Consider the following 23775-nt stretch of genomic DNA (forward strand, 5'->3'; position numbering starts at 1 on the left):
TCGCAGTAGCAGGGCTGTAATGATGTGGTCAATCGTAACAAACGATTTCCCAATATTTCTGAACAATGCCGCCGCCCAACGAGGCGGCTTTTTCTTCACCGAAAGAGGACCATGAAACTCGTTTCCGATTGGAAGCGGGTGCTCGCGCGTGCGTGGAGCATCCGTTTGCTTTTGCTCGCCGTTATTTTGTCCGGCGTTGAAGTCGCGTTGCCGCTGATCGGTGACGCTCTCCCCATCCCAACCGGCGCGTTTGCTGCCCTGTCGCTGATCATCACTGCAGGGGCCTTTGTTGCGCGCATCGTTTCACAGAAGGAGTTTAGAAATGGCGAGTAAACGAGCAAAGGGCGTGCTGGCATCCGGGATTGGCCTTGTCGCGTTGACGGCAACTTATCTCACTGTCCCGTGGGAAGGCGTCGAGAACAAAGCCTATTGGGATAGCCTCGGTAAGGTCTGGACGGTCTGCGCCGGCGAAACCAAGGGCGTGAAGAAGGGTGACTATTATTCTGACGCCAAGTGTCTCCAGATGCTGCAAACCCGGCTGGAGAACGAGACGCGCTGGACCGGCAGAACGCGAGAACGGATCGTTGTGCGGGCTTTTACGATGATTTGGCGAAGGGGATGAAATGAGTGAGGACTTGAAATGGCTCATGGGCACGTCGGTCACTCTGATCGTCTTTTTCAGTGGGGCGCTGATTACGGCCTTCCGCTCGCTTTCCAAATCACAGAAAGACGGTGACGATCAACTTCATGACCGAGTGAACCGTGTTCGCGATGAATACGTGCGCCGCGTCGATCTTGACGATCATGTGAAGCAGTTGCGGGACGGTATGAAGGAAATGAGAGACGAAACCCGCGAAGGTTTGAAAGAGACAAACAAGCGTCTTGACCAAGTGCTGGCGGTGCTCGCTTCCGATAAGAAGGCATGAGCATCCGCGACCTTCAACCGATCCGGCGCGGCGCTGACATATTCGTCACCATAAACGGCGAGGAAGTGAAGCTTTCGCACGCCCAAGCAGCACTGGTGGCGCGAGCATGGTTTGAGGCCACTAGCGGAGCATACATGGCCACGACTCACTCTGCCATCGATTTATCCTGACTGATGCACGGGCTTGTCGATCTGGCTGACATTCAGGTGGTGGGCAGTCGCTAAAAACTACCGGGGTCGGTACGGATTTCGTTCCGACATCCGACGAAATTCGTCTGATGTTCATCAAGTCCGACTTCGCGAGCGGCTTCCTTGGCTTCATCGGAAAGGCTGGCAACGTTGACGGCTCGCTTGGCGTCAGTACTTTCTATCCCAAGCTGGCGAGACGCTTCATTAATGCCGCTACGAGGACGATGACCTATTGGTGCAGTTTGCACCGAATGCTCTTGGGATACCTTCTGAGCATTCAATGCAATCCACTTCGCCACCTGCTCATCCCGCTCAAGCGCAGCTTGCCCAGTTTTTAAATGTGGCCCTGAGCCATATTTAACTGGACAGATTTGTCTAGTTTCGCCGAAAGTCGCCTCGATACGATCCTGAAACGCAGGCACGCCGTGCACAAACTGTGCATAATAAGGGCGAAAAGTTCAAAGAAATCCGTCAAACGCTAAACCGACGGGTTATCAGTTGGCTTTCTTTGCTTGAAAGCATTTGGTTAAACAACGGATATTGCAAGCCGTTGTTTTCAAACGATCTGGCCCTAGCAAACGCTAAATTTTTGCCACGGCAAAACCGAATTATCTCGCGATTATCTCCGGTAATGCCGTGACTGTCACGTGACAGGTCACGCCGTCACGTGACGCAACAGGGCGTTACGCGTGACGTTACTGTAACGCTTCCGTAACGTTTCATCGTCTGACAAGCGTCTTAATCAGACGGTTTAAGACGGGTCTAGATTTGGTCTGGCCGATCTTGCGGGCTGGAACAGAGAAAGAACGGGGTGCTACCATTCTGCTACCCAATTCGGTAGCACGATCCAATATAGCTACATACAAATGAAGAATGCGCCTGCCGCTATTCCCGATAAGCATGGACTCTCGCGGACGATCATATACAGCGGCAGACGTGGGCGTTAGAATTTGAAGTCCGGACATGCCACCGGGCATGCATCCCTTCCAGATATTGAATTCGTCCCATACTTTCGCACGGGCTAACTGTAGTAACGGGTTATCACCGCGTCAATCTGCGCCGCAGCGTTGGGTGCTATTTGTGCTAGTGCCTTCGCGATAGATAGCAGCATGGAATATTCAGAAGATGGAATGGATTCCTGTATTCTTGATAGCGTTCAAGGTTCTCGTGTTGGGCGTGGCTATGTTCTTCGCCATCAAGTTTCACTACGACGAAGATAAAAAGAAGAAGAATAGCGAGAAACGCGGGACGTAACGCCCACTTCAGCTGGGCCTGCCCGGTTTGTCTCAATCACTGAATGATGCACGTCCCCGGCCAATCGCGGCACGAGCGGTTGGCGCATCCGGTGAGGGCTGCCGCCACGATCAGTATGCAAATAGCTGTCGCCAGTGTCTTCATGTTTCGTCACTCATGATCGCTAGGGGTGATTGTTGCCAAACCTCATTGCCAGACTCCGCTGGCACTGGGCTTAAACGCTACATCAAGCAAGCGTTCCCACCAAGTCTTGATGGCATCCGCGCAGCATGGAAATGTCTGGCTTAAGGGCCTTGAGCGTTACTCACTCAATCATTCGAACGGTCGGGATAAGATTCTTTGGGAACCTGGATATGCGGGTTGCCCGGCGTATTTGATTGTTCGTGAGTAGGCTTTTCCTGATGGTCACTCGGTTCCACAGGAGATGGATCGATAGCTTCTTTCTCTCGTACCAGATCCGGGTCGGACCACGGATTTCGCTTTTGTGCCATTTTCTTCCCTCCTGGGTCATTGGTCTTGCTGGTTGACGTCGACTTCTTGTTGTCGGGACAGATATCTGGCGCTTGCAATGCCCGCTGCCAGATCAGCGATATATGTCTGATTACGCAATCCGCTCTGGTAGAGACTGATGATACTGGATGCCAGGTCCGAAGCTGAATAGGCGTTGCCGCCTGCCTCGAGCTTCTCGCTGGCTTCGGTAAAACATCTGCGCATCAAATCGACTTCTCCCGGCGCGTATATACGGCTCGCTTCATTGAAGAGCGGCATAGAACCCTCCTTTCAGCCACCAATCAAAAGCCTGCAAGATGCAGTAAAACGGCGATTGAATGCACCAGAGCAAAAATGGTTCCGTTAAAAATGCCCTGTCTTGCGTGGCAAGACAGGGCGGGTGCCAAGTTCCCGAGCTTGGTCTGAGCGGCAATTGACACCAACGACAACGAACTTCGGACGCAAGCGAAAGTTCCCCGCCTTTTGGTTCCAGCTATTCGTCGGCCCGGATTTGGGCGTGCGAAATCAGCCCGAAGATGAATGTGCCCCCGACGATGTTACCAAAAAGCGTGGGCAGACCGAATTTGAAGATGCTGTCGAAAGCGGAAACTTCGCCGATGAACAGCAAGAAGAGCACTTCAATCGACCCGACCACGATATGGGTGAGATCACCGATTGCAATGAGATAGGTGATCAGGAAAATAAGAAAAATATGGCCTTGCTTGGTGCTGTGCAGCATCCAGACCAAAGTCGCAATCAGCCATCCAGACATGATGCCTTTGCTGAATAGCTCATTACTTGTGTTTTCCATAAGATGCTTGCCCATATCTGTAAATGTGCGCGTAACCTCAACGGAGAAGATGGGCATCAAGACTATGACGAGGGCGGCAATCGCTCCTCCAATCAGATTGCCCAAAAGAACGATGCTCCACAGTCGTATCATCTTGAAAAAGTGAGACGCTGTCGGCTCTGTCATAAAAGGCAGAACCGGGGTGATCGTGTTTTCGGTGAACAATTGCTGGTTGGCGATGATCACGATTATAAAGCCCACGGTATAGCCGGCTGAACTGAGCAGAAAGAACAGGTTCCCGTCGGGAAGGTAGGCCTCCAGAATGCCCCGGGCGATCATCGAGGTACTCATCGAAATACCACCGGCGATTGCCGACCAGAACAGCGCCATCGCCTCCCTGTTCATTTCCTTTTCGCCTTCGCGGCGAATGAGTTCATGAATAGCTGCCGCTTTGGAGGGGAGACTTTCCTTCAGGACCTCCGCGGATTGGCCGTCTTCTTTCGGTTCAGGCATGAAGGCGTCTCCTCGTTGCGCCCTGTTGTTGCGTCATTTTGGAACGCATAGGTGGGTAAAAACTAACTAGGGCGCGGATTTTCTGCGTCCAGAGCGCTCAGCCCCCCCGAAATACGACAGATGCCGTATAGCGCCCGGGCAAAATCTACCGTTTCCTGAGGGGGGATTGTGTAACAACGCCTGCATGATCTCATCAAATTTCGGCGTCCATACTGGCGAGACCAGTAGAGGAGGAATGATGAAGACCATAGCCGTGTTAGCGATTGGGGCATTCATGGTGTCGGGAACAGCATTTGCGTCAGCGCCCGCTGTGTCGACCACCAAGCAGACTATCAAGCAAGATCAGGTATCCGGCCCGGTGGTGGCAGGTGGCCCAGGCAAATTGGGTCGCGTTTCCACATCGACCAGTGGCAAGCGCTTTATCTTTTAAGGCGGATGGTTTGCCCCGTTCAGGCGGGGCATTCATCCGTGGGTCGGGTCTCAGCGAAATCGCCGAACAAGTCCAGCTTGCGACGGTTTAGCCGTCGCAAATCTCCGCGCCGGATTGTGACGCTGTTGCGATCAAAGAACTCAAGGATCTGGATCGCCACCTTGCGGCCACTGTCCACACGGTCTCGAAAACGCGCGGCGATAAACCAGCCGCTGTCGAATTCTTCATCCATCACCGAGAGTATGCCGATCATCTCGGCAATCGTATCACGCTTGAAAAAATGATCGTGCGCCACTTCATGCACACGACCCATCCGACCGCCAAGCTTGAGAATGTGGCGGATGTCTTCCTCCTTTTCGCCCACCAAACCGGCAATGTCGCGCACGCGCGGCGGGCGAAAGCGCGCTTCGCCGCCAAGCATCGGCGCGATCCGCTCCCACAGTGCTGCGTCGGCGTCACTCATCGTCACCTCATGCTCGCTGAGCCGAAGCCAAGCGCCGTCGAGCTTCACCAGTTGCAAATCCGTCAACGCGGCTATCGCAGCCCGGAAGGCGCTTGCAGGCAGGCGCGGTTTTAAAAGCAGACGCAGTCTTTCCACGCCCATGCCGATCAGGTCCGGATTCTCGTCATGGAAAATGCCGAGCCGCTCAAGAATGGCATTCCGCAATGCATCCCAGCGCTCCGGCAACAGCAGCAACTGCGCCTGTCCTTGCGGCAGAACCGTCGCATCGAGCGCTTGCGCCAGATATTGCGGTCCATGGCTCAAAGCACGGTCGCGCAGAAAAGCGGTTGCATCCAGATAAAACGGATCGACGGACAGCAGCGCCCGTGCCGCTTGTACTGGGTCATCAATGGCATGGGCGTCGAGTTGCGCCATGCGTTCAGGGCTGCGGCGCTTGCGCTGCGGCGGGCGCAGATCAAGAAAGCGACCACCGCCGATTGTCCGCTGCGCGGAGACATCGCGAATGACAAAACGATCACCCGATGCGGCTGCAATCGGGCGATCCAGCACCAGTTGCACACGTCCATGCGGGCCCGGCGCGAGCGCCTCGTCCTGCAAAAGCACGATGCGCGCACCCACTTCCGCCGACGCATGGTGCAGCCGTACTGGAAACCACTGGTCTATCGGCTTGCGTTCCGATGGCAGGATTGAAAGCGAGGCGTCGATACGATCTGTCGGCAGGTGCAAGTCGGGCGACAACACCATGTCGCCACGACTGACAGCGTCCTTGGAGATGCCCTCGCCTGCCAGATTGAGCGCGCAACGGTCGCCCGCCTGTGCAGTTTCGCGTGGCCGGTTTTGCGCATGGATTGTGCGCACGCGCACCGGTTTTCGCGAAGGGCTGATAGTCAGTTGATCGCCGATCCTGGCCGTGCCGGAAAGGACGGTGCCTGTCACGACAGTCCCCGCGCCCTGGATGGTGAAGGACCGATCCACAGCAAGGCGAAAGCGTCCATCGGCAGGGCGATGCGGAAAGCTTCGCGCCTCGGTTTCGAGCGTCGCTTTAAGCTGGTCCAGTCCTTCGCCAGTCACCGTGGACACCGGCAATATGACAGCATCGGCAAGCGGTGTTGCGGCCAGAATGTTGCGGATGTCGGCTTCCACCTCGCTCACGCGCGCGGCTTTGACAAGATCGCACTTGGTGATCACAACGATGCCGCGTTTGATCCCAAGCAGATTGACGATGGCCAGATGTTCGCGTGTTTGCGGCATGATGCCGTCATCTGCCGCCACCACCAGCAGAACGAAGTCGATGCTGGCCGCGCCCGCCAGCATGGTATGCACGAATTTTTCATGCCCCGGCACATCGACGAAACCGAGGATGTCCTGTTCGTCGCCTGTCAGGGGCAGATAGGCAAAGCCAAGATCGATGGAAATGCCGCGTGCCTTTTCTTCCTTGAGCCGGTCAGTGTCGATTTGCGTGAGCGCACGGACGAGGGACGTCTTGCCGTGGTCGATATGTCCCGCCGTGCCGATAATCATGGGCGGTGGCCTCCGGCAGCGCGCGTTTCGGCTGTTCTGCGCTCATCGTCACCGAGCTGTTCGCGAGCCGCTTGCAGGAAGGGCTCGGCAAGGGCGCTGCCTTGGGAGCGAGCGCGTAACAGGTGTTCATAAGCCGACAAAGCATTGCGTTCCACACCCATGCCGAGATGCAGCGCGGCACCCAACATGGCTTCGCCATCGGCCTCGCCAGCGTCTGCCGCCTTGCGCCACCAGAACACGGCTTGCGCTGGATCGCGCTGCACACCAAGTGCGTTATGATAGATCATACCAAGCCGCGTCATGGCGGCGGCAACACCGCTTTCGGCGGCTTTCAACGCCCATTCGCGTGCTTCCACCGGGTCGGCGGCAATGGCGTCACCTTCCAGCAGCATCCAGCTCAGCATGTCCTGCGCTTGCGCGTCGCCCTGCTCGGCGGCCAGCCGATAGAGTCTTGCCGCTTCGGGATAGTTGGGGTCGATGTCCTCGCCCTTGAACAGAAGCGAGGCGAGATTGCGCTGGCCGGAGGCGTCACCCGCCTTTGCAGACAAGGCCAGCCATTGATGCGCGAGATCGATATTTCTTTCGACCCCCATGCCGCCCGCAAAACAGGCACCGATATTGTTCTGGGCGCGGGCATTGCCCTTGCGCGCCAGCGGTTCCCATATCGACAGGGCGGTGGCGTAGTCCCCTGATTTCGCCGCGACGAGCGCCAGTTCCAGCGACTGCGCGTCACTGTCTGGCTTTGGCTTGCGGGAGAAAAGATCAGCGAGCCGCATAGGAAGCCAGGTTTCTGACGAAGCGGGTCTCATCATCAAGGCAGCGCAGATCGAGAATGAAAGCGCCTTTTTCGATGCGCCCGATCACCGGCAGCGGCAATTGTCGGAGCGCGGTGGCCAAAGAGGTGAGCGCGGAGCCACTGCCGTTTTTCGGGGCGATGGACAATCCGGCGCTTGGAACTGTCGATAATGGCAGAGCGCCGGAGCCGATCTGGCTGGCGCAATTCGTCACTGTCACATCAAAAGCGGAACCGAGCGCGTTTTGCAGTTCCGGCTGCAATCGGGTGGCTTGAATGGCAATGTCGCTTTTCGACCGCGCCAGATAGCGCAGCGTCGGCAGCTTTTCGGCCAGACGTTCGGGATTGCGATAGAGTTTTAGCGTTGCTTCCAGCGCGGCGAGCCTGATCTTGTCCACGCGAAGGGCGCGCTTCATCGGGTTCTTGTTGATGCGGGCGATCAGATCGCGCCGCCCGACGATGAACCCGGCCTGCGGGCCGCCCAACAGCTTGTCGCCGGAGAAGGTAATGATATCGGCCCCTTCGGCCATCGCTTCGCGCACGGTCGGCTCATGCGCCAGACCGAAAGCGGAGAGGTCGGCAAGTGTGCCGGACCCAAGGTCGTTGACCAGCGGCACACCATGGGCCTTGGCGACTGCGGCAAGCTCCGTCGCCGATACTTCCCGCGTGAAGCCTTCAATGCGGTAATTGGAAGTATGGACCTTCAAGATCAGCCCCGTATCAGGCCCGATAGCGCCTTCATAATCGCGCGGATGGGTGCGGTTGGTGGTGCCAATCTCAACCAGTCTGGTGCCTGCGCGGGTCATGATATCCGGCATGCGGAACGCGCCGCCGATTTCGATCAGTTCGCCGCGTGAAACGACCGATTCCTTGCCCGCCGCAAGGCTGTTCAGCACGATCAGCACGGCGGCGGCATTGTTGTTGACGACGGTAGCGTCTTCCGCGCCGGTTAGTTCGCAGACCAAAGCGCGCAAATGGTCGTCGCGTTCGCCGCGTGCACCGGTGGAAAGATCAAACTCCAGCGAAACGGCTTCGCGCATGGCTGCCGTCGCAGCTTCGATGGCCGCTTCGGCCAATATGGCGCGTCCGAGATTGGTGTGCAGAACCGTTCCCGTCAGATTGAACAGTGGGCGCAGGCTCGATTGCTCAGAGGCTTCAAGCAAATCAATAACGCGTTGGGTAATCTCTGCGCTGTAGGACGGTGCAGCACCGGATTTCACGGCTTCGCGCACTTCGGTCAGAACAGTGCGGATGGCTTCGGTCAGCGCCGGGCGACCGAAGCGTTCGAGCGCGGGACCAAGTTCCGGCATTTGCAGGAGTGCATCGACGGAGGGCAACTGCCGCAGGTGAGACCGGGTCTGATCCATCGTGCCTCACAATCCTGCAAGCAAGGCTGCAAAACCGCCGCGTCGATAGGGCGTTTCGCGCATCAGCATATCAAGGCCGAGGCTTGCCACATCGTCGGTCATCGGGTCTGCATCGGTGGATTGCTGCTGGTAGATGATCTTGGTCCAGCTTTGGCATTCGTCGCAGGTTTCCGCCTTGATGACGCCGCCGCCGTCTTCAACTTCCTTATAGCCGACGCCCTTGGTGGAGCCGCAGCAGACGCACTTGATGCGGACATAGTGCCAGAGCGTGTTGCAAACCGAGCAGGAACAAAAGCGCGCACCATGTGCGCCTTTCCAGCCCACCACGATTGACCCGGATGGCATGCTGCCGCAAGTGGGGCAGACGCCATCGGCAACGGGCAGCACGGCTTTCGGATCAAGCGCGGATGCAAGCCGCGTGAAATGCAACTGAAGCCCTGCCCAGATATAGATATGTTCGGCAATCGCATCCGGCGGCAGCATACCGGTAAAAACCGCATCAATCATGCTGCGGCGCTCTGCCGGGCTGGCTGCGGCCACACGTGCCAAGGCATCGGCGGCATCCTTTGGTTTGGCGATATGGTGCACGCGATCAAACAAGTTGTCGAAGGTTGAATTCAGGGTGCCATCCGATGCTGCCACATCGCGGTCAATGCAGGGCATTTCAGGTTTCCGGCTGGTGTCGCTTGGCGAAACCGGACCGAGCTCTTTTTGAACCGCAGCCTGCGCACCGCTCAGATCGGCCAAAAATTCGAGATAGGGTTTGAGTGGGCTGACCGAACCCAGCAGCCGCAGGCGCGCGGCTCTTCGGGAAAACAGGTCGTCGGGATCAGGCAATCGTACAAAGGGTGGAGACGATATTTCGCCAATCGCCGTCGGGTCCGGCGCCAGATCTGTCTTGCCTGCCATTCTACTCCCTCACGAACCCGCCGGGCCACGTGGACCAGTGCAACCATATTCATTCTCGGTCGATCGCCAGATTTTTCAACCCGGCGATGCGTAAAATCATGCTGCCGGTTTGCCGCTTGCCTGCTTCGCCTTGCGCTTGGCGTTCAACTCGCGCAGCCACTTGCGATGGTGCCGCCATGCCCAGCCGCCGGTCACCGTGCCGCGCGTCATGGCGCTGAACGTGCCTCTGATCCAGATTGCGGCATAGACATGCACGATCCAGACGCAGATGGCGATGACGGCGGCCATGGAGTGGATAAGCAATGCCCAGCGTTGCTGGTCGATGCTGACAATAAAGCCGAAATATTCATTCCAGATGGCGAGGCCCGAGACGATCAGGATGATGATCAGCAATGACATTGACCAGAAAACGAGCTTCTGCCCGGCATTATATTTGCCGATTTCGGGCAGTTTCTCTTCATTGCCAGCGATCACATCATCGACCTGACCGAGCCAGCGCGTGTCCTCGCGCTTCCAGAGATTGGCGCTCCAGAAACGCACGAAAAGACCAAAGAAGCTGAAGAAAAGCACGACGCCGATCCATGGATGAATGGTGCGCGTCCATTGACCGCCGCCGAAAAGACCGGACAGGAAAAACAGCCAGGGGTGGAACATGGCAAGCCCGGAAAGCGCCAGCAGCACGAGGCTGATGGCGGTGATCCAGTGATTGATGCGCGCGCCGCCGGAATAGCGATGCACGCGGACCGGCTTGCCCGGTTCTATGTCATCGCTGGCGGAAACATCGTCAAAGTCGGTCTTGCTCATGAGCTTTTTTCTCCCGTGAGCTTTTCGGCCTCTTCCTCATCATGTTCGGTCACGACATTCGGACCCTTGAAAATATAATGCAGGAAGCCGGTGGCGACGGCCAGCCCCATTACCGCCATGCCTGCATATTTGGAGACGCCTTTCCAGACTTCGACAACCGGGCTGATGCGCGGATTGTTCGGCAGGTTGGCGTAAATTTCCGGTTTGTCGGCGTGGTGCAGCACATACATGACGTGTGTGCCGCCGACTCCCGGCGGATCGTAAAGCCCGGCATTTTCAAAGCCACGGGATTTCAGATCCTTGATGCGTCCATCGGCCCATTCCTTCATTTCGTCCTTGGTTCCATAGACGATGGCCTGAGTAGGGCATGCTTTTGCACAGGCCGGGCCTTGTCCAACCGCAATGCGGTCGGAGCACAGTGTGCATTTATAGGCCTTGTGGGTCACTTCCGAGATGCGCGGGATGTTGAACGGACAGCCCTTGATGCAATAGCCGCAGCCAATGCAATTATCGTGGATGAAATCGACGATACCGTTGGAATATTGCACGATGGCGCCAGGCGCCGGACAGGCCTTGAGGCAGCCGGGGTCCTCGCAATGCATGCAACCATCCTTGCGAATGAGCCATTCCAGATTGCCGGTGTCGGGATTATCCCATTCGGTATAGCGCATCAGCGTGAAGGTGTTGGGCGTCAGATCATGCGGGTTGTCATAGACCCCCACATTGATGCCCACCTCCTCATGCGTATCGTTCCATTCGGCACAGGCCGACTGGCACGCCTTGCAGCCAATGCATTTCGACACGTCGATCAGCTTGGCCACTTCTGTCTGGCGTTCGGCGGGTGGCGTCACGGATGACGCCGACCGCCGCATCAGGTCACTGTCACCGAAGCGCGGAGCTTGCGGCTGGACACTGGGATTGGGAACGGGTGGAAACATTCTTCAATCCCTTCTAAGCAACAGGCGCGCTGCTGCGCTCGATATTGACCAGAAACGCCTTGAATTCCGGCGTCTCGATGTTTGCGTCGCCGACGAACGGGGTCAGCGAATTCGGGCCGAAGCCCTTGCGGGCAGCGCCCATGAAGCCCCAATGCAGCGGAATGCCGACCACATGCACCGTCTTGCCGTCGCAGATGAGCGGCTTGATGCGTTTGGTCACCACCGCCTTGGCCTTGACCGAGCCGCGCTTAGACCAGACGCGCACCCAGTCGCCCTTGGCGATGCCCTTTTCCTTGGCCAGTTCTTCCGAAATTTCCACGAAGAATTCCGGCTGCAACACGGCATTCACATGCACATGCTTGGTCCAGTAGTGGAAGTGTTCGGTCAGGCGATAGGAGGTCGCCGCATAGGGGAACTCCTCGGATGCGGTATCGGCGAACTGCTTGAAGTCGTTGTTGAAGACGCGGGCCACCGGATTGCCCCGGACATTTGGCGCAACCACATTGGCGATCGGCGATTCAAACGGCTCGTAATGGGCCGGGAACGGACCATCCCGCATCATGCCACGGCAGAACAGGCGCGACGAGCCTTCCGCATTCATGATGAAAGGACCGACTTCCTGTGGCTTGGCGGTCGGCGCGATGTCCGGCACGTCATAGCCTGTCCATTTGGTTCCGTCCCACTCGATGAGCTTACGGCTCGGGTCCCATGCCTTGCCGTTGAGATCGGCGGAGGCACGGTTGTAGAGGATGCGCCGGTTGGCAGGCCACGCCCACGACCAGTTGAGATAGGCACCGGTCTCGTCAGGATCGTGATTGTCGCGGCGCGCCATGTTGTTGCCAGCCTCGGTGAAACAACCCGAATAGATCCAGCAGCCCGACGCGGTGGAACCGTCATCGCGCAGCACGGCAAAACCGGGTAGCAGTTTGCCTGCCTCCAGCACCACCTTGCTCGGGTCCGTCGGGTCCATCAGCGTGGTCAGGGCGCTGCCGTTGAGCTCCTTTGCCAGTTCTTCGGCGGTCGGTTCTTCCGGGTCCTTGTACTCCCAGACCAGATTGAGAATTGGATCGGGGAATGCGCCGCCTTCCTTGCTATAAAGCGCTTTCAGCCGCATGAAGATCTGCGCCATGATCCAGTTGTCGGTCTTCGCCTCACCGGGCGGTGTCGCCCCCGGCCAGTGCCATTGCAGCCAGCGTCCGGAATTGGTCAGCGAACCTTCGTCCTCTGCAAAGCAGGTGGATGGCAGCTGGAACACTTCCGTCTGGATTAATGCGGTATCGACGTCGTTATACTCGCCGTGATTTTCCCAGAAGCGCGATGTTTCCGTTTCAAGCGGGTCCATCGTGACGAGGAATTTCAGCTTCGATAGGGCCGCGGTCAGCTTGTTGCGGTTTGGCACCGCCATCAGCGGATTGAAGCCCTGACAGACATAACCGTTGACCTTGCCATTGTTCATCATGTCGAAGATGCGCAACACGTCATAATTCGGCACGTCCAGCTTCGGCAGCCAGTCATAGGCAAAGTCGTTTTCTGCTACAGCGGCGCTGCCCCACATTGATTTCTGGAAGCTCACGAAGAACTTCTTGTAGTTTTGCCAGTAGCTTGTCTGGTTCGGGCGCAGCGGCTTGAAGCTGCGCGTCGACATATAGGTGTCGAGGTCGATCTCCTTCTCGACCGGGATATTCATATAGCCCGGCAGAAGATTGGACATCAGGCCGATATCGGTCAGACCCTGAATATTGGAGTGGCCGCGCAGCGCATTCATGCCGCCGCCCCGCACGCCGATATTGCCAAGGATCAGTTGCAGCATGGCCATGCCGCGAATGTTCTGCGCGCCCTTGGAATGTTGCGTCCAGCCCAGCGCATACATGGATGTCATGGTCTTGGTCGGCGAGGAGCATTCGCCGATCATCTCGGCCACTTTCAGGAATTTCTCCTTCGGCGTGCCGCAAATGCGCTCGACCATTTCCGGCGTGTAGATGGACACATGCTGCTTCAGCAGGTTCCACACGCAACGCGGATGCTGCAACGTATCGTCCACAACGGCATAGCCGTCATCGCCGATCACATAATCCCAACTTGAGCGATCATAGTCGCGTTTTTCCTCGTCATAGCCGCTGAAAAGCCCGTCCTTATATTCGAAGCCATCCTTGACGATGTAGCTGGCATTGGTGAAATGCTTCACATATTCCCACTGCACCTTGTCATTCTGGATGCAGTAGTTGATGACGCCGAGCAGGAAGGCGATATCCGACCCCTGACGGATCGGCGAATAATAATCCGCCACCGATGCCGTGCGCGTGAAACGCGGATCGACGACGATCAGCCGGGCGCCACGGTTGGCCTTGGCCTCCGTCACCCATTTGAAGCCGCACGGATGCGCTTCCGCCGCATTGCCGCCCATGACGACGATGAGATCAGTGTTCTTGATGTCTGTCCAGGCGTTGGTCATTGCGCCACGGCCAAATGATGGGGCGAGACTCGCCACCGTCGGGCCGTGTCAGACGCGTGCCTGATTATCGAATGCGACTATGCCTGTGCTGCGCACCACCTTGTAGGTGAGAAACGCTGTTTCGTTGGTGGTTGCGGATGCGGCGAGAAAGCCCGTCGACGTCCAGCGGTTGACGGTGACGCCCGCCTCGTTCTTCGCGATGAAATTCGCGTCACGGTCATCTTTGAGGTGGCGCGCGATCCGGTCCAGCGCGTCCTCCCATGATATCCGCTTGAATGCACTGGTGCCCGGTTCGCGCACCATCGGATATTTCAGGCGTGTCTCCGCCTTGACGAAATCCTTGAGCGCCGCGCCCTTGGGGCACAGCGTGCCGCGATTGGTCGGGTGGTCCGTATCGCCCTCGATATGGATCAGGTCGGATTTCTCGCCCTTGCGCAGATCACCCTTGGAATAAAGGATGATGCCGCAGGCTACGGAGCAGTAAGGGCAGGTATTCCGGGTTTCGGTCGTATTGGCCAGCTTGAAGGGGCGGATGGATTCGGCATAGGCGGTTTCCACCGCACCGAAGCCGAAAGAACCGAGCGCCGAAGCCGCTACCACCGCTCCCGTTCCGCCCAGAAACTGGCGGCGTGAGAGCTCCACATTCATCGTGCGATACCTCCCTGATGATCAGAACCGACGTGCAGGGGAAACTTCCCGGTCACGTTGTCGGGCAGGCTTGACTTTCACTCTGGCAGTTCACCGCAATAAGACGAAGTTGTCAACCGAACCGAAGGGCGAAAAATATAATAACAAAGCCCATTTATATATAACATGACAGGCGTACTCAAGTATTAATACATGAATGTAATCTTCACGATGACTTTCTCTTGTTCGTTGGTTGATTGACGGACTTAAACAAACACGGCAGACTGCGCCCGTGACTTCTTCCGCTGCTCCCGAGTTTCGGGGCCTTGATCACAGATCATTCCTGGCATGCGCTGGTCTTTCCAGGTCGGGCGCAACAGCAGCGCTTTCTCCGCATATTCGCAAGAAACAGAGCTCATGGCTCCTAAAGAGGGGCCACGAAAGGGGATCGTCATGAATCGTCGGGAACTCCTCAAATCCGGTGCGGCCTGCGCCGCCCTCAGCCTTCTGCCGGGCTTCGCCTTGGCCCCTGCCTTTGCCGATGACGGCACGTTTACGCCCAAGCCATCGAACTGGCGCAGTTTCGAGATCAGGACAACTGTGAGCCCGACCGCATCCAAGGATGTCATTCGGGCATGGGTGCCTTTGGCCGGTTTTCAGGCGGATGACTGGAACCGCCCGGAAGGCAATCGGTGGACGACAAATGCCAGGGTCGCGCAGATCAATCGCGATCCACGCAGCGGGGTAGGCCTCCTCTATCTCGAATGGGCGCCGGGTGAAGAAACGCCGACCGCGGAAATCATTAGTCTCATCTCGACCCGTGACCGCGCCAGCAGCCTTGAGGCATCGGCGACCGCCGTGCCGCTGACACAGGCCGAGCGCGCAAAATATCTGGCTGGAACACGGCTGGCACCAGTGGATGGCATTGTTCGGGAGACCGCAAACAAGATTGTCGGCGACGCCGCAAGTGATCAGGATAAGGCCCGCCGCATCTATGACTGGGTTGTCGCCAACACCTATCGGCGCGCGTCCACGCGCGGCTGCGGCGACGGCGATATCGTCGCCATGTTGAGGAGCGGTGATCTTGGCGGCAAATGCGCAGATCTCAACCCGCTGTTCGTGGCGCTGGTGCGCTCTGTTGGCATTCCCGCGCGTGACCTTTACGGGGTGCGGGTGGCGCCGTCCGCTTTCGGTTACAAGAGCCTTGGCGCAAAGAACGAGGTCATCACCAAGTCGCAACATTGTCGTGCTGAAATCTATCTCGATGGCGTCGGCTGGGTGGCGACCGATCCGGCCGATGTGCGAAAGGTCATGCTTGAAGAAGAGAAGGACGGTTTGACAGCGGACGATCCGCGTGTGGTTGCCGTTCGTCAAAAGCTCTTCGGCGCATGGGAAGGCAACTGGATTGCCTTCAATGATGGCAGCGATATCGATTTGCCATCTGCGCAGAGCGGGGAGCTTGGCTTCCTGATGTATCCGCAAGCCGAGGTCGCCAGCATGCGGCTCGATTGTCTCGACGCGGACGCTTTCCGTTATAGCATGACGGCGCGCGAGATCACGATCTGATACGAAATAGCATCACGGGAACAGCTTTCGGTTCAGGAGGACCTATGGATATCGCATCGCCCATCCGTCTCAGCACTCTGGCGCATGGCGGCGGCTGTGGCTGCAAGCTGGCGCCTGCCGTGTTGCAAAATCTGCTTGCTGATCAGCCCGCCATCCAACCTTTCAAGCAGCTGCTGGTCGGCACCGAGACCGGCGACGACGCAGCGGTCTGGCAGCTTGACGATGAGAACTGTGTGATCGCCACCACCGACTTCTTCATGCCGATGGTGGACGATCCGGTCGATTTCGGGCGTATTGCGGCAACCAATGCCATATCCGACGTCTACGCGATGGGCGGAACGCCCATCATGGCGCTGGCGATCCTCGGCATGCCGGTGAATCAAATGCCTGCCGAAATGATCCGCCATATTCTGAAAGGCGGTTCCAGCATCTGCGCAGAAGCCGGAATTCCGGTGGCGGGCGGCCATTCGATCGATGCGCCGGAGCCGATCTACGGGCTGGCGGTGGTTGGCACTTGCAAGCTTGCCAATCTGCGCAAGAATAGCGGCGCGAGGCCGGGCGATGCGCTCATTTTGACCAAGGGGCTCGGTGTCGGCATCTATTCCGCAGCGTTCAAGAAACAGGTTCTTGATGGTGCCGGTTACGATGAGATGATGGCCTCCGTCACTTTGTTGAACCGGGTCGGCGCGGAACTTGGCAAGGATGAAGCTGTGCACGCGGTCACCGATGTGACGGGCTTCGGCATTCTCGGTCATGCGCTTGAAATGGCGCGGGGGTCCAATGTCGGCATCACGCTTCGATACAGTGATCTTCCGTTTTTGGCTCAAGCCGCACGTCTTGCGGAACAAGGTTTCATCACAGGCGCTTCGACCCGCAACTGGGCGAGTTATGGTGATGACGTGCGACTGGCGGACGATACTCCGCTCTGGAAGCAGCAATTGTTGACCGATCCGCAAACGTCGGGCGGGCTGCTTGTTTCCTGTGCACCGGATGCGGCTGAGCGCATTCTCGCAATGATCCACTCTGCGGGTTATCCGGCGGCAAATATCATCGGCACGATTGGCGGAGCGCCAAAAGTCGTGACGGTGGTTGACTGACGCCTGATTGAATTGCCAGTAAAATTCGAGCGTTCCTTGAGCGGCGACCCAGCCTCATGCATAGTGTTCCTGTAAAAATAAGAGTCGCAACCCGCGATAAGGACAAGCATGTATTGGGCTGATGTTATCGGTATCGTAGCGGTTCTTCTTCTGGTGGCTGCTAACGGTTTCTTCGTTGCCGCTGAATTTTCATTGGTCGCGGTCCGTAAAAGCAGGGTGGCTGAACTGGTCGCAGCAAAGCGCACCAACGCTTCGGCCCTTATGCGCGCGGTTGATCATCTCGACGCCAATCTGGCGGCCACCCAGCTTGGTATCACCATTTCATCGCTTGCGCTCGGCTGGATCGGCGAACCGGCGCTTGCGCATCTGATCGAACCCGCTTTGGGCGCATTGCCGACCAACTGGGTAAGCTTCGGTTCCCATGCCATCGCGGTTGCGATTTCCTTCATCATCATTACGGCGCTGCATATCGTGCTAGGCGAACTTGCGCCCAAAAGCCTCGCCTTGCAGCGCAGCGAGGGCACGGCGCTTTTTGTCGTCCGCCCGCTCGGCGCGTTCACCTTCATCTTCTGGCCCGCCATTTCGACGCTTAACGCTCTGGGCAATCTGGTGCTGCGCCTGTGTGGCTTGCAGCCCGGCAACGGAGAGGGTTCGACTCATTCTCCCGAAGAAATCAAGCTGCTCGTTGCAGCCAGCCAGCAGGCCGGGCTGATCGAAATGACACAGCGCGAGGTGGTGGCGCGCGCGCTGACCATCGGTGATCGCCGCGTTGGCGATATCATGACGCCACGGCGCGAAATCGACTGGATCGATGCCGATGACAGTCAGGAACAAATGCTCAAGACCATCCGCGACTGTCGCCACGAACAATTGCTGATCGCCCATCAGAGCATTGATGAACCCATCGGCATGGTTCTCAAGAAAGACCTGCTGGATCAGGTACTCGACGGTCATGCGGTCGATCCACTGAAGGCGATCCGCGAACTCGTCGTGGTGCACGAAGCAACGCCGATTTTCCGCGTGCTGGAAATCTTCAAGAAAAGTCCGGTACGGCTGGTCGTGGTGGTTGACGAATATGGTATCCTCGAAGGCATTGTCACGCAGTCTGACCTGCTTGAAGTCATCGCGGGCGATATACCCGATATTGATGATGAAGAGCCGGATATCGTGACCCGCACGGACGGTTCGCTTTTGATCGACGGTCTGATGTCGGCCCATGAAGCCTTTCATCGGCTGGGCTTTACGGAAATCCCGGAAGATCGCGGCTATCACACGATTGCCGGATTTGCGCTGTTGCAGCTGGGCGATTTGCCGTCCGTCGGCGACAGCTTCGAATATGACGACTGGCGTTTCGAAATTGTCGACATGGATGGTCGGCGCATTGATAAGATTCTGGCGCAGAAGACATAGATCAGGCCACGGTCAGCGGTGCGTAACACTTTCGCTTATGGCTGATAATAGCTTATTGCCCGCAACAAATGATCGGGCTAGCATGGTTCCCATTACAACTACGGCAGGATGAACCTGTCGAAACAAATGGGGAAATAACATTATGAAAATGGCACGCCTTGCCTATGCCGGTGCACTTCTTGCAACTGTGGCCGGTTTTCATGCCGCGCCTGCTGCCGCGCGCGATCTGACCGTCGTCTCCTGGGGCGGCAACTATCAGGATGCGCAGCGCGAAATCTATTTCAAGCCGTTTTCGGAAAAGACCGGAAAGCCGCTGCTCGATGAATCATGGGACGGCGGTTATGGTGTCGTTCAGGCCAAGGTGAAGGCTGGCAAGCCCAATTGGGATGTGGTGCAGGTGGAAGCCGAGGAACTGGCGCTCGGCTGTGCCGATGGTCTTTATGAAAAGATCGACTGGGACAAGCTTGGCGGCAAGGACAAGTTCCTCGACAGCGCGGTCAATGATTGCGGTATTGGCGCCATCGTCTGGTCCACGGCCATTGCCTATAATGGCGACAAGCTGAAGGACGGCCCCAAGTCCTGGGCGGATTTCTGGGATGTAAAGAAGTTCCCCGGCAAGCGCTCGTTGCGCAAGGGCGCAAAGTACACGCTGGAATTCGCTCTACTCGCCGATGGCGTCAAGAAGGATGAAGTCTATGATGTGCTGGGCACGCCAGAAGGCGTTGACCGCGCCTTCAAGAAGCTCGAAGAGTTGAAGCCGAATATCGTGTGGTGGGAAGCAGGGGCGCAGCCGCTGCAATTGCTGGCTTCCGACGAAGTTGTAATGGCTTCGGCCTATAACGGTCGCATCACCGGTATCAACCGCGCCGAAGGCAAGAATTTCAAGGTTGTATGGCCGGGTAGCATCTATGCCGTCGATAGCTGGGTCGTCCTGAAGGACGCCGAAAACAAGGACGCTGGCATGGATTTCATCGCGTTTACCAGCGAACCGGAAAATCAGGTCAAGCTGCCGAAATATGTAGCCTATGGTCTGCCGAACAAGGACGCCGCGAGCAAGGTTCCGGCGGAATTCGCAGCCGATCTGCCAACGGCGGAAGCCAATATGACGGATGCGATTCCGCTCAATGTCGATTTCTGGATCGACAATTCGGAAGAGCTGACGAAGCGCTTCAACGCCTGGCTGGCGCAGTAAACGGGTTAGCCTGAGAACACCCATCGCCATCCCGTCTGCCGAGATAACAAAGAGATAGAGCGGTTCCGTTAAAACTGAACCCGCTCCATCGGGTGGACGGGATATTCCGATGCCGGCAACTGGAGTGATTCATTGACGGACTATCGAATTCGATTTGAGAATATCAGTAAATCCTACGCCGATTTCAAAGTCATAGACGGGCTCAACCTCGATATAGCACGCGGCGAGTTCGTCAGTTTGCTTGGGCCATCCGGTTCGGGCAAGACCACGCTTTTGATGATGCTCGCTGGCTTTGAAAGCCCGAGCGGCGGCAAGCTTGTCGTCGATGGCAAGTCGATCAACGATGTTCCATCCTACAAGCGCAATATGGGCGTCGTGTTCCAGAACTATGCGCTGTTTCCCCACATGAGCGTCGGCGAGAACATAGCATTCCCATTGCAGATGCGCGGGCTTGGCAAGGCGGAGATATCCGACAAGGTCGCAAAAGTGCTGGATATGGTGCAGCTTTCAACCATGCGCGAGCGCAAGCCGTCGCAGCTTTCCGGCGGGCAGCAACAGCGTGTGGCTTTGGCCCGTGCGCTGGTTTTCGAACCGGGCGTGGTGCTGATGGACGAGCCGCTTGGCGCGCTCGACAAGCAATTGCGCGAACAGATGCAGCTCGATATCCGCGCGCTCCACAACCGCCTCGGTTTGACCATCGTTTTCGTGACACATGACCAGAGCGAGGCGCTGACCATGTCGGACCGTATCGCCGTGTTCAACAAGGGACAGATCGAACAGATCGGCTCGCCGCGCGAAATCTACGACGAGCCCAAGACCCGTTTCGTGGCAGAATTCATTGGTGAAACCAATCTGGCCGAAGGCAAGGTGGAGCGTGTCGATGGAACGAAAACGTTGATCCGCCTCAAGAACGGCGCCGAGTTGAACGCCTCATCATCCGGCGCGCTGACGCCGGGGCAAGATGTGCTGCTTTCCATCCGCCCGGAGCGGATCGAACTGGGCGGCGAGGCCAAGGCCGACAATAATCTCAGCACACGCGTGACCGATAGTGTTTATCAGGGCGATCATCTGCGCATCCAGCTGGATGACAAGGCGCATCATTTCATTGTGCGCCTCGACCGTAAGGCGCGCGAATGGCAACCGGGCGTCGATGTGGTGGCGCATTTCAATGCAGCCGATTGCTGGACAATTGTCGCATGACGGTTCTCTCCGCCAAAAGCACACGCTCGGTTCTGCTCATCGCGCCGCTTTTGATCTTCATTGCGCTGTTTTTCCTGTGGCCGCTTGGCGTGATGATGAAACAGGCAATCTCCGACACGGCGGTGCTGCGGGTTCTGCCGCAAACGGCGGAGGCCGTCGCCGGTTGGGACGGTCAATCGGGTCCGACACCGGAGATGAAACAGGCGCTAGTTGCCGATCTCAGGGCATCCACCGATCAGCAGGCGGTCGGCGATATGGTGCGGCGCCTGAACAGCGCCCAGTCGGGCTTTCGCACATTGATGAGCAAGACGCTTACAGCCATCGAGAAAGACGATCCGGCGCTTGATCTGGAAGCAGTCGATAAACGCTGGAGCCAGCCACAATATTGGCGGGCCATTGCCAATGCGCTGTCCCCCACCACAGACCGCAATCTGCTGGCGGCGGTGGATATGGAACGCGACAGTTCAGGCGAGATTGTTTCCATGGCCGCGGGCACGTCGGCCAATCGCGCCATCATGCTGCGCACATTCTGGATCGCCGCACTGGTCACGCTGGCCTGCGCCGCCATCGGTTATCCCTATGCGGTGTTGCTGGCTTCCGCCACGGGCTGGGTGAAAAGCGCCCTTTTTGCAGCCGTGCTTCTGCCGCTCTGGACGTCGCTTCTGGTGCGGACGGCGGCATGGTTCATTCTGTTGCAGGACAAGGGGTTGATCAACGACACGCTGATCTGGCTCGGTCTCACCAACGGGCCACTGCCGCTGATCTTCAACCGGATGGGCGTGATCATCGCCATGACGCATGTGCTTTTGCCGTTCATGGTTTTGCCGATCTACAGCGTGCTGGTGTCCATCCCGAACAATCTGATGCCTGCCGCCGCTTCGCTGGGTGCGCCGCCATGGCGGGCGTTCCTGCGCGTTCTGCTGCCGCTCAGCATGCGCGGCATCCTGTCCGGCATGTTGCTCGTCTTCATGAGCGCCATTGGTTATTACATCACACCGGCACTGATCGGCGGTCCGAGCGACCAGATGATCAGCTCGATCATCGCCTATTATGCCACCGGCTCGGCCAATTGGGGCATGGCTGGCGCGCTGGGTATGGTGCTGCTGGTTGTCTGCCTGCTGCTCTATGCGGTCTATGGTCGCCTGACCAACGAAAAGCCGGGGAGGGCATAACCATGGGACGCTCCGTCAAGATCGTGTTCGGCGTGGCCGCTGTCCTTTTTCTGGTCGCGCCCTTATTCGCCATCCTGCCGCTGGCCTTCACCTCAAGCGTGTTCCTCACCTATCCGGTGCCAAGCTGGTCGATGCGCTGGTTCGAGGAACTGGCAACAGCCGATGCCTGGCGGCGCGCCATCGTCAACAGCCTGATCATCGGCTTTGGCACCATGACGCTGGCAACGGTTCTTGGCACTATGGCGGCCCTTGGCCTGCGCAATCGGGCGCTGTTCCTGTCCGGTCCAATCCGCACGCTGTTTCTGCTCCCGATGGTGGTGCCTGCGGTGGTGATGGGCGTCGGCATGCAATTGCTGTTCGTGCGGCTCGGCATCGCCAATTCCTATTTCGGGGTCATCGTCGCGCATACGGTGGTGTCGATCCCCTTTGTGATGGTGAGCGTCACCGGCGCACTGGCGGGCATTGACCGGCGAGTGGAGCTTGCGGCGGAAAGTCTCGGAGCATCGCCGCTGACTGTGTTTCGCCGGGTGACGTTGCCGCTCGCCATGCCGGGCGTGGTTTCGGGCGCGGTGCTGGCCTTCGCCACGTCGCTGGATGAGGTTGTGCTGACGCTGTTCGTCGCCGGTCCCAACCAGCGCACGCTGGCGCGACAGATGTTTTCCACCATCCGCGAAAACATCAGCCCGGCGATTGCCGCCGCAGCCTTCCTGTTCATCGCGGGCACGCTGATCCTCGGTCTGGCTGCCGTGCTGTTCAAACGGAAAACGCCGCGCATGGCGTGATCGGAAAACCGCATAAGCTAGCGGATAAGATTGTGGAATTGTGGAACTTTTGACGGGGTATTCGGTTTGGAACCTATGCACCTCTCCACGATCCATTCAGAGAGAATTTCGCTTGCGGCATTATCGCCGGAGCATTCCGGTTATGCGCTTTTCTTCGATATCGACGGAACCCTGCTGGATATCGCACCAACGCCGGACGGCGTCGTTGTCGATCCCGCGTTGGTGACCGCCTTGGAAAAATTGCGCGAGCGTTTGTCCGGCGCAGTGGCGCTGATGACGGGCCGTCCGCTGGATTTCGTGGCAAAGCGTTTCCCTTCCTATTCAGGCGCTATCGCGGCATTGCACGGCACCGAGTTCCGGCTGCCGTCGGGGCAGGTCGAAAAGCTGGAGCCGGGCGAAGAATTCGCGCGCGCCAAGGATTTTATTCGTGAGACGCAATCCGGTATTGCCGGGCTTCTGCTGGAAGATAAAGGCAATGCGATCGCAGTTCACTTCAGGCTTGCGCCCGAGAAGGAAGACATTGCGCGTGAATTGATCGATGCGGCGGAAAAACTGGCCGGTCCCGACTGGCGGGTTCAGGCTGGGAAATTCGTTTTCGAACTGCGTTCGCGCCATGGCGACAAGGGCGCCGCTCTGCGCCGCCTGATGCAGAGCGAGGCCTTTGCCGGGCGTCTTCCGGTCGCGTTCGGGGACGATCTGACGGATATACCGATGCTGCAAGCGGCGATGGATTTGGGCGGAATGGGCATTGCCGTGGGCGAAGCGATCAGCGACCTGTCCACGGACGCGGTTGCCTCGCCGGAAGCCTTGCGGGCTTGGGTGATCAAAATGGCGGGCACGCAATAGAGCACATCCCGAAAAGTGTGAAACGGTTTTCGGATAAGATGTGCGT

23 protein-coding genes are annotated in these 23775 nt (G+C 57.8%); 12 read left to right on the forward strand and 11 right to left on the reverse strand.

All coding sequences use genetic code 11. The features are described 5' to 3' along the window. The first annotated feature begins 111 nt into the window (after positions 1–111). The 3 genes from WIX40_RS05905 to WIX40_RS05915 are packed head-to-tail and all read left to right on the forward strand — an operon-like array spanning position 112 to position 926. Positions 112–333 (forward strand): DUF7940 domain-containing protein, encoded by a 222-nt coding sequence (locus WIX40_RS05905; RefSeq protein ID WP_339439160.1) that lies wholly within the window; start codon positions 112–114, stop codon positions 331–333. Then, positions 323–622, forward strand: coding sequence for a glycoside hydrolase family protein (locus tag WIX40_RS05910; protein WP_339439162.1), 300 nt, complete (start codon positions 323–325; stop codon positions 620–622). Before WIX40_RS05905 ends, WIX40_RS05910 begins: the two co-directional genes overlap by 11 nt. Positions 623–647: 25 nt before the next feature. Further along, positions 648–926, forward strand: a complete 279-nt coding sequence (locus WIX40_RS05915) for a hypothetical protein (RefSeq protein ID WP_339439164.1) — start codon at positions 648–650, stop codon at positions 924–926. A 220-nt stretch (positions 927–1146) separates the two neighbouring features. On the opposite strand, the gene WIX40_RS05920 is transcribed toward WIX40_RS05915, so the two are convergent. From WIX40_RS05920 to WIX40_RS05935, 4 genes are all read right to left on the reverse strand, one after another. After that, the gene (locus WIX40_RS05920) at positions 1147–1413 is read right to left on the reverse strand and encodes a hypothetical protein (protein WP_339439165.1); all 267 of its coding nucleotides are present in this window, start codon (positions 1411–1413) and stop codon (positions 1147–1149) included. A 1263-nt stretch (positions 1414–2676) separates the two neighbouring features. Then, positions 2677–2859 (reverse strand): hypothetical protein, encoded by a 183-nt coding sequence (locus WIX40_RS05925; protein WP_339439167.1) that lies wholly within the window; start codon positions 2857–2859, stop codon positions 2677–2679. Between the two features lie 16 nt (positions 2860–2875). Then, entirely contained in the window at positions 2876–3136 is a 261-nt protein-coding gene (locus WIX40_RS05930) for a hypothetical protein (RefSeq protein WP_140024692.1), read from the reverse strand. A 214-nt stretch (positions 3137–3350) separates the two neighbouring features. Beyond that, the gene (locus WIX40_RS05935) at positions 3351–4160 is read right to left on the reverse strand and encodes a formate/nitrite transporter family protein (protein ID WP_109366921.1); all 810 of its coding nucleotides are present in this window, start codon (positions 4158–4160) and stop codon (positions 3351–3353) included. Between the two features lie 235 nt (positions 4161–4395). Here WIX40_RS05935 and WIX40_RS05940 point away from each other — a divergent pair, with 235 nt between their 5' ends. After that, positions 4396–4590, forward strand: coding sequence for a hypothetical protein (locus WIX40_RS05940; RefSeq protein WP_140024694.1), 195 nt, complete (start codon positions 4396–4398; stop codon positions 4588–4590). Positions 4591–4609: 19 nt separating this feature from the next. Here WIX40_RS05940 and selB read toward each other — a convergent pair whose 3' ends face one another. From selB to fdnG, 7 genes are all read right to left on the reverse strand, one after another. Continuing rightward, positions 4610–6574: a selenocysteine-specific translation elongation factor gene (selB, locus tag WIX40_RS05945; RefSeq protein WP_339439171.1), complete on the reverse strand. Its 1965-nt coding sequence runs from the start codon at positions 6572–6574 to the stop codon at positions 4610–4612. Further along, positions 6571–7350, reverse strand: a complete 780-nt coding sequence (locus WIX40_RS05950; protein ID WP_339439173.1) for a tetratricopeptide repeat protein — start codon at positions 7348–7350, stop codon at positions 6571–6573. The genes selB and WIX40_RS05950 overlap by 4 nt, the downstream gene beginning before the upstream one ends. Continuing rightward, positions 7337–8734, reverse strand: a complete 1398-nt coding sequence (gene selA, locus WIX40_RS05955; RefSeq protein ID WP_339439175.1) for an L-seryl-tRNA(Sec) selenium transferase — start codon at positions 8732–8734, stop codon at positions 7337–7339. Before selA ends, WIX40_RS05950 begins: the two co-directional genes overlap by 14 nt. A gap of 6 nt (positions 8735–8740) precedes the next feature. Further along, the gene (gene fdhE / locus WIX40_RS05960) at positions 8741–9643 is read right to left on the reverse strand and encodes a formate dehydrogenase accessory protein FdhE (protein WP_339439177.1); all 903 of its coding nucleotides are present in this window, start codon (positions 9641–9643) and stop codon (positions 8741–8743) included. A 96-nt stretch (positions 9644–9739) separates the two neighbouring features. Further along, a complete protein-coding gene (locus WIX40_RS05965; RefSeq protein ID WP_109366927.1) occupies positions 9740–10447 on the reverse strand; it encodes a formate dehydrogenase subunit gamma in 708 nt (235 codons plus the stop codon). Then, the gene (fdxH, locus tag WIX40_RS05970; RefSeq protein WP_171318007.1) at positions 10444–11385 is read right to left on the reverse strand and encodes a formate dehydrogenase subunit beta; all 942 of its coding nucleotides are present in this window, start codon (positions 11383–11385) and stop codon (positions 10444–10446) included. Before fdxH ends, WIX40_RS05965 begins: the two co-directional genes overlap by 4 nt. A 13-nt stretch (positions 11386–11398) precedes the next feature. Next, positions 11399–14485 (reverse strand): formate dehydrogenase-N subunit alpha, encoded by a 3087-nt coding sequence (gene fdnG / locus WIX40_RS05975; protein WP_339439180.1) that lies wholly within the window; start codon positions 14483–14485, stop codon positions 11399–11401. Positions 14486–14917: 432 nt separating this feature from the next. On the opposite strand from fdnG, the gene WIX40_RS05980 reads away from it, so the two are divergent. From WIX40_RS05980 to otsB, 8 genes are all read left to right on the forward strand, one after another. Beyond that, positions 14918–16030 carry a transglutaminase-like domain-containing protein gene (locus tag WIX40_RS05980; RefSeq protein ID WP_339439182.1) on the forward strand — a complete coding sequence of 371 codons (1113 nt, stop codon included), beginning with the start codon at positions 14918–14920 and terminating at the stop codon, positions 16028–16030. Positions 16031–16074: 44 nt separating this feature from the next. Next, positions 16075–17127: a selenide, water dikinase SelD gene (gene selD, locus WIX40_RS05985; protein ID WP_339439184.1), complete on the forward strand. Its 1053-nt coding sequence runs from the start codon at positions 16075–16077 to the stop codon at positions 17125–17127. Between the two features lie 108 nt (positions 17128–17235). Further along, positions 17236–18537: a hemolysin family protein gene (locus tag WIX40_RS05990; protein WP_339439186.1), complete on the forward strand. Its 1302-nt coding sequence runs from the start codon at positions 17236–17238 to the stop codon at positions 18535–18537. A 142-nt stretch (positions 18538–18679) separates the two neighbouring features. Further along, on the forward strand, positions 18680–19729 hold the full coding sequence (locus WIX40_RS05995; RefSeq protein WP_339439188.1) for an ABC transporter substrate-binding protein: 1050 nt from the start codon (positions 18680–18682) through the stop codon (positions 19727–19729). Positions 19730–19861: 132 nt separating this feature from the next. Beyond that, entirely contained in the window at positions 19862–20929 is a 1068-nt protein-coding gene (locus WIX40_RS06000) for an ABC transporter ATP-binding protein (protein WP_109366935.1), read from the forward strand. Beyond that, positions 20926–22101, forward strand: coding sequence for an ABC transporter permease (locus tag WIX40_RS06005; protein WP_140024706.1), 1176 nt, complete (start codon positions 20926–20928; stop codon positions 22099–22101). The genes WIX40_RS06000 and WIX40_RS06005 overlap by 4 nt, the downstream gene beginning before the upstream one ends. A 2-nt stretch (positions 22102–22103) precedes the next feature. Continuing rightward, a complete protein-coding gene (locus tag WIX40_RS06010) occupies positions 22104–22883 on the forward strand; it encodes an ABC transporter permease (protein ID WP_121539506.1) in 780 nt (259 codons plus the stop codon). 75 nt (positions 22884–22958) lie between these two features. After that, the gene (gene otsB, locus WIX40_RS06015; RefSeq protein WP_339439192.1) at positions 22959–23729 is read left to right on the forward strand and encodes a trehalose-phosphatase; all 771 of its coding nucleotides are present in this window, start codon (positions 22959–22961) and stop codon (positions 23727–23729) included. Positions 23730–23775 lie beyond the last annotated feature (46 nt).

It is taken from the genome of Ochrobactrum teleogrylli, assembly GCF_037482325.1.
Taxonomy (GTDB): Bacteria; Pseudomonadota; Alphaproteobacteria; order Rhizobiales; family Rhizobiaceae; genus Brucella; species Brucella teleogrylli.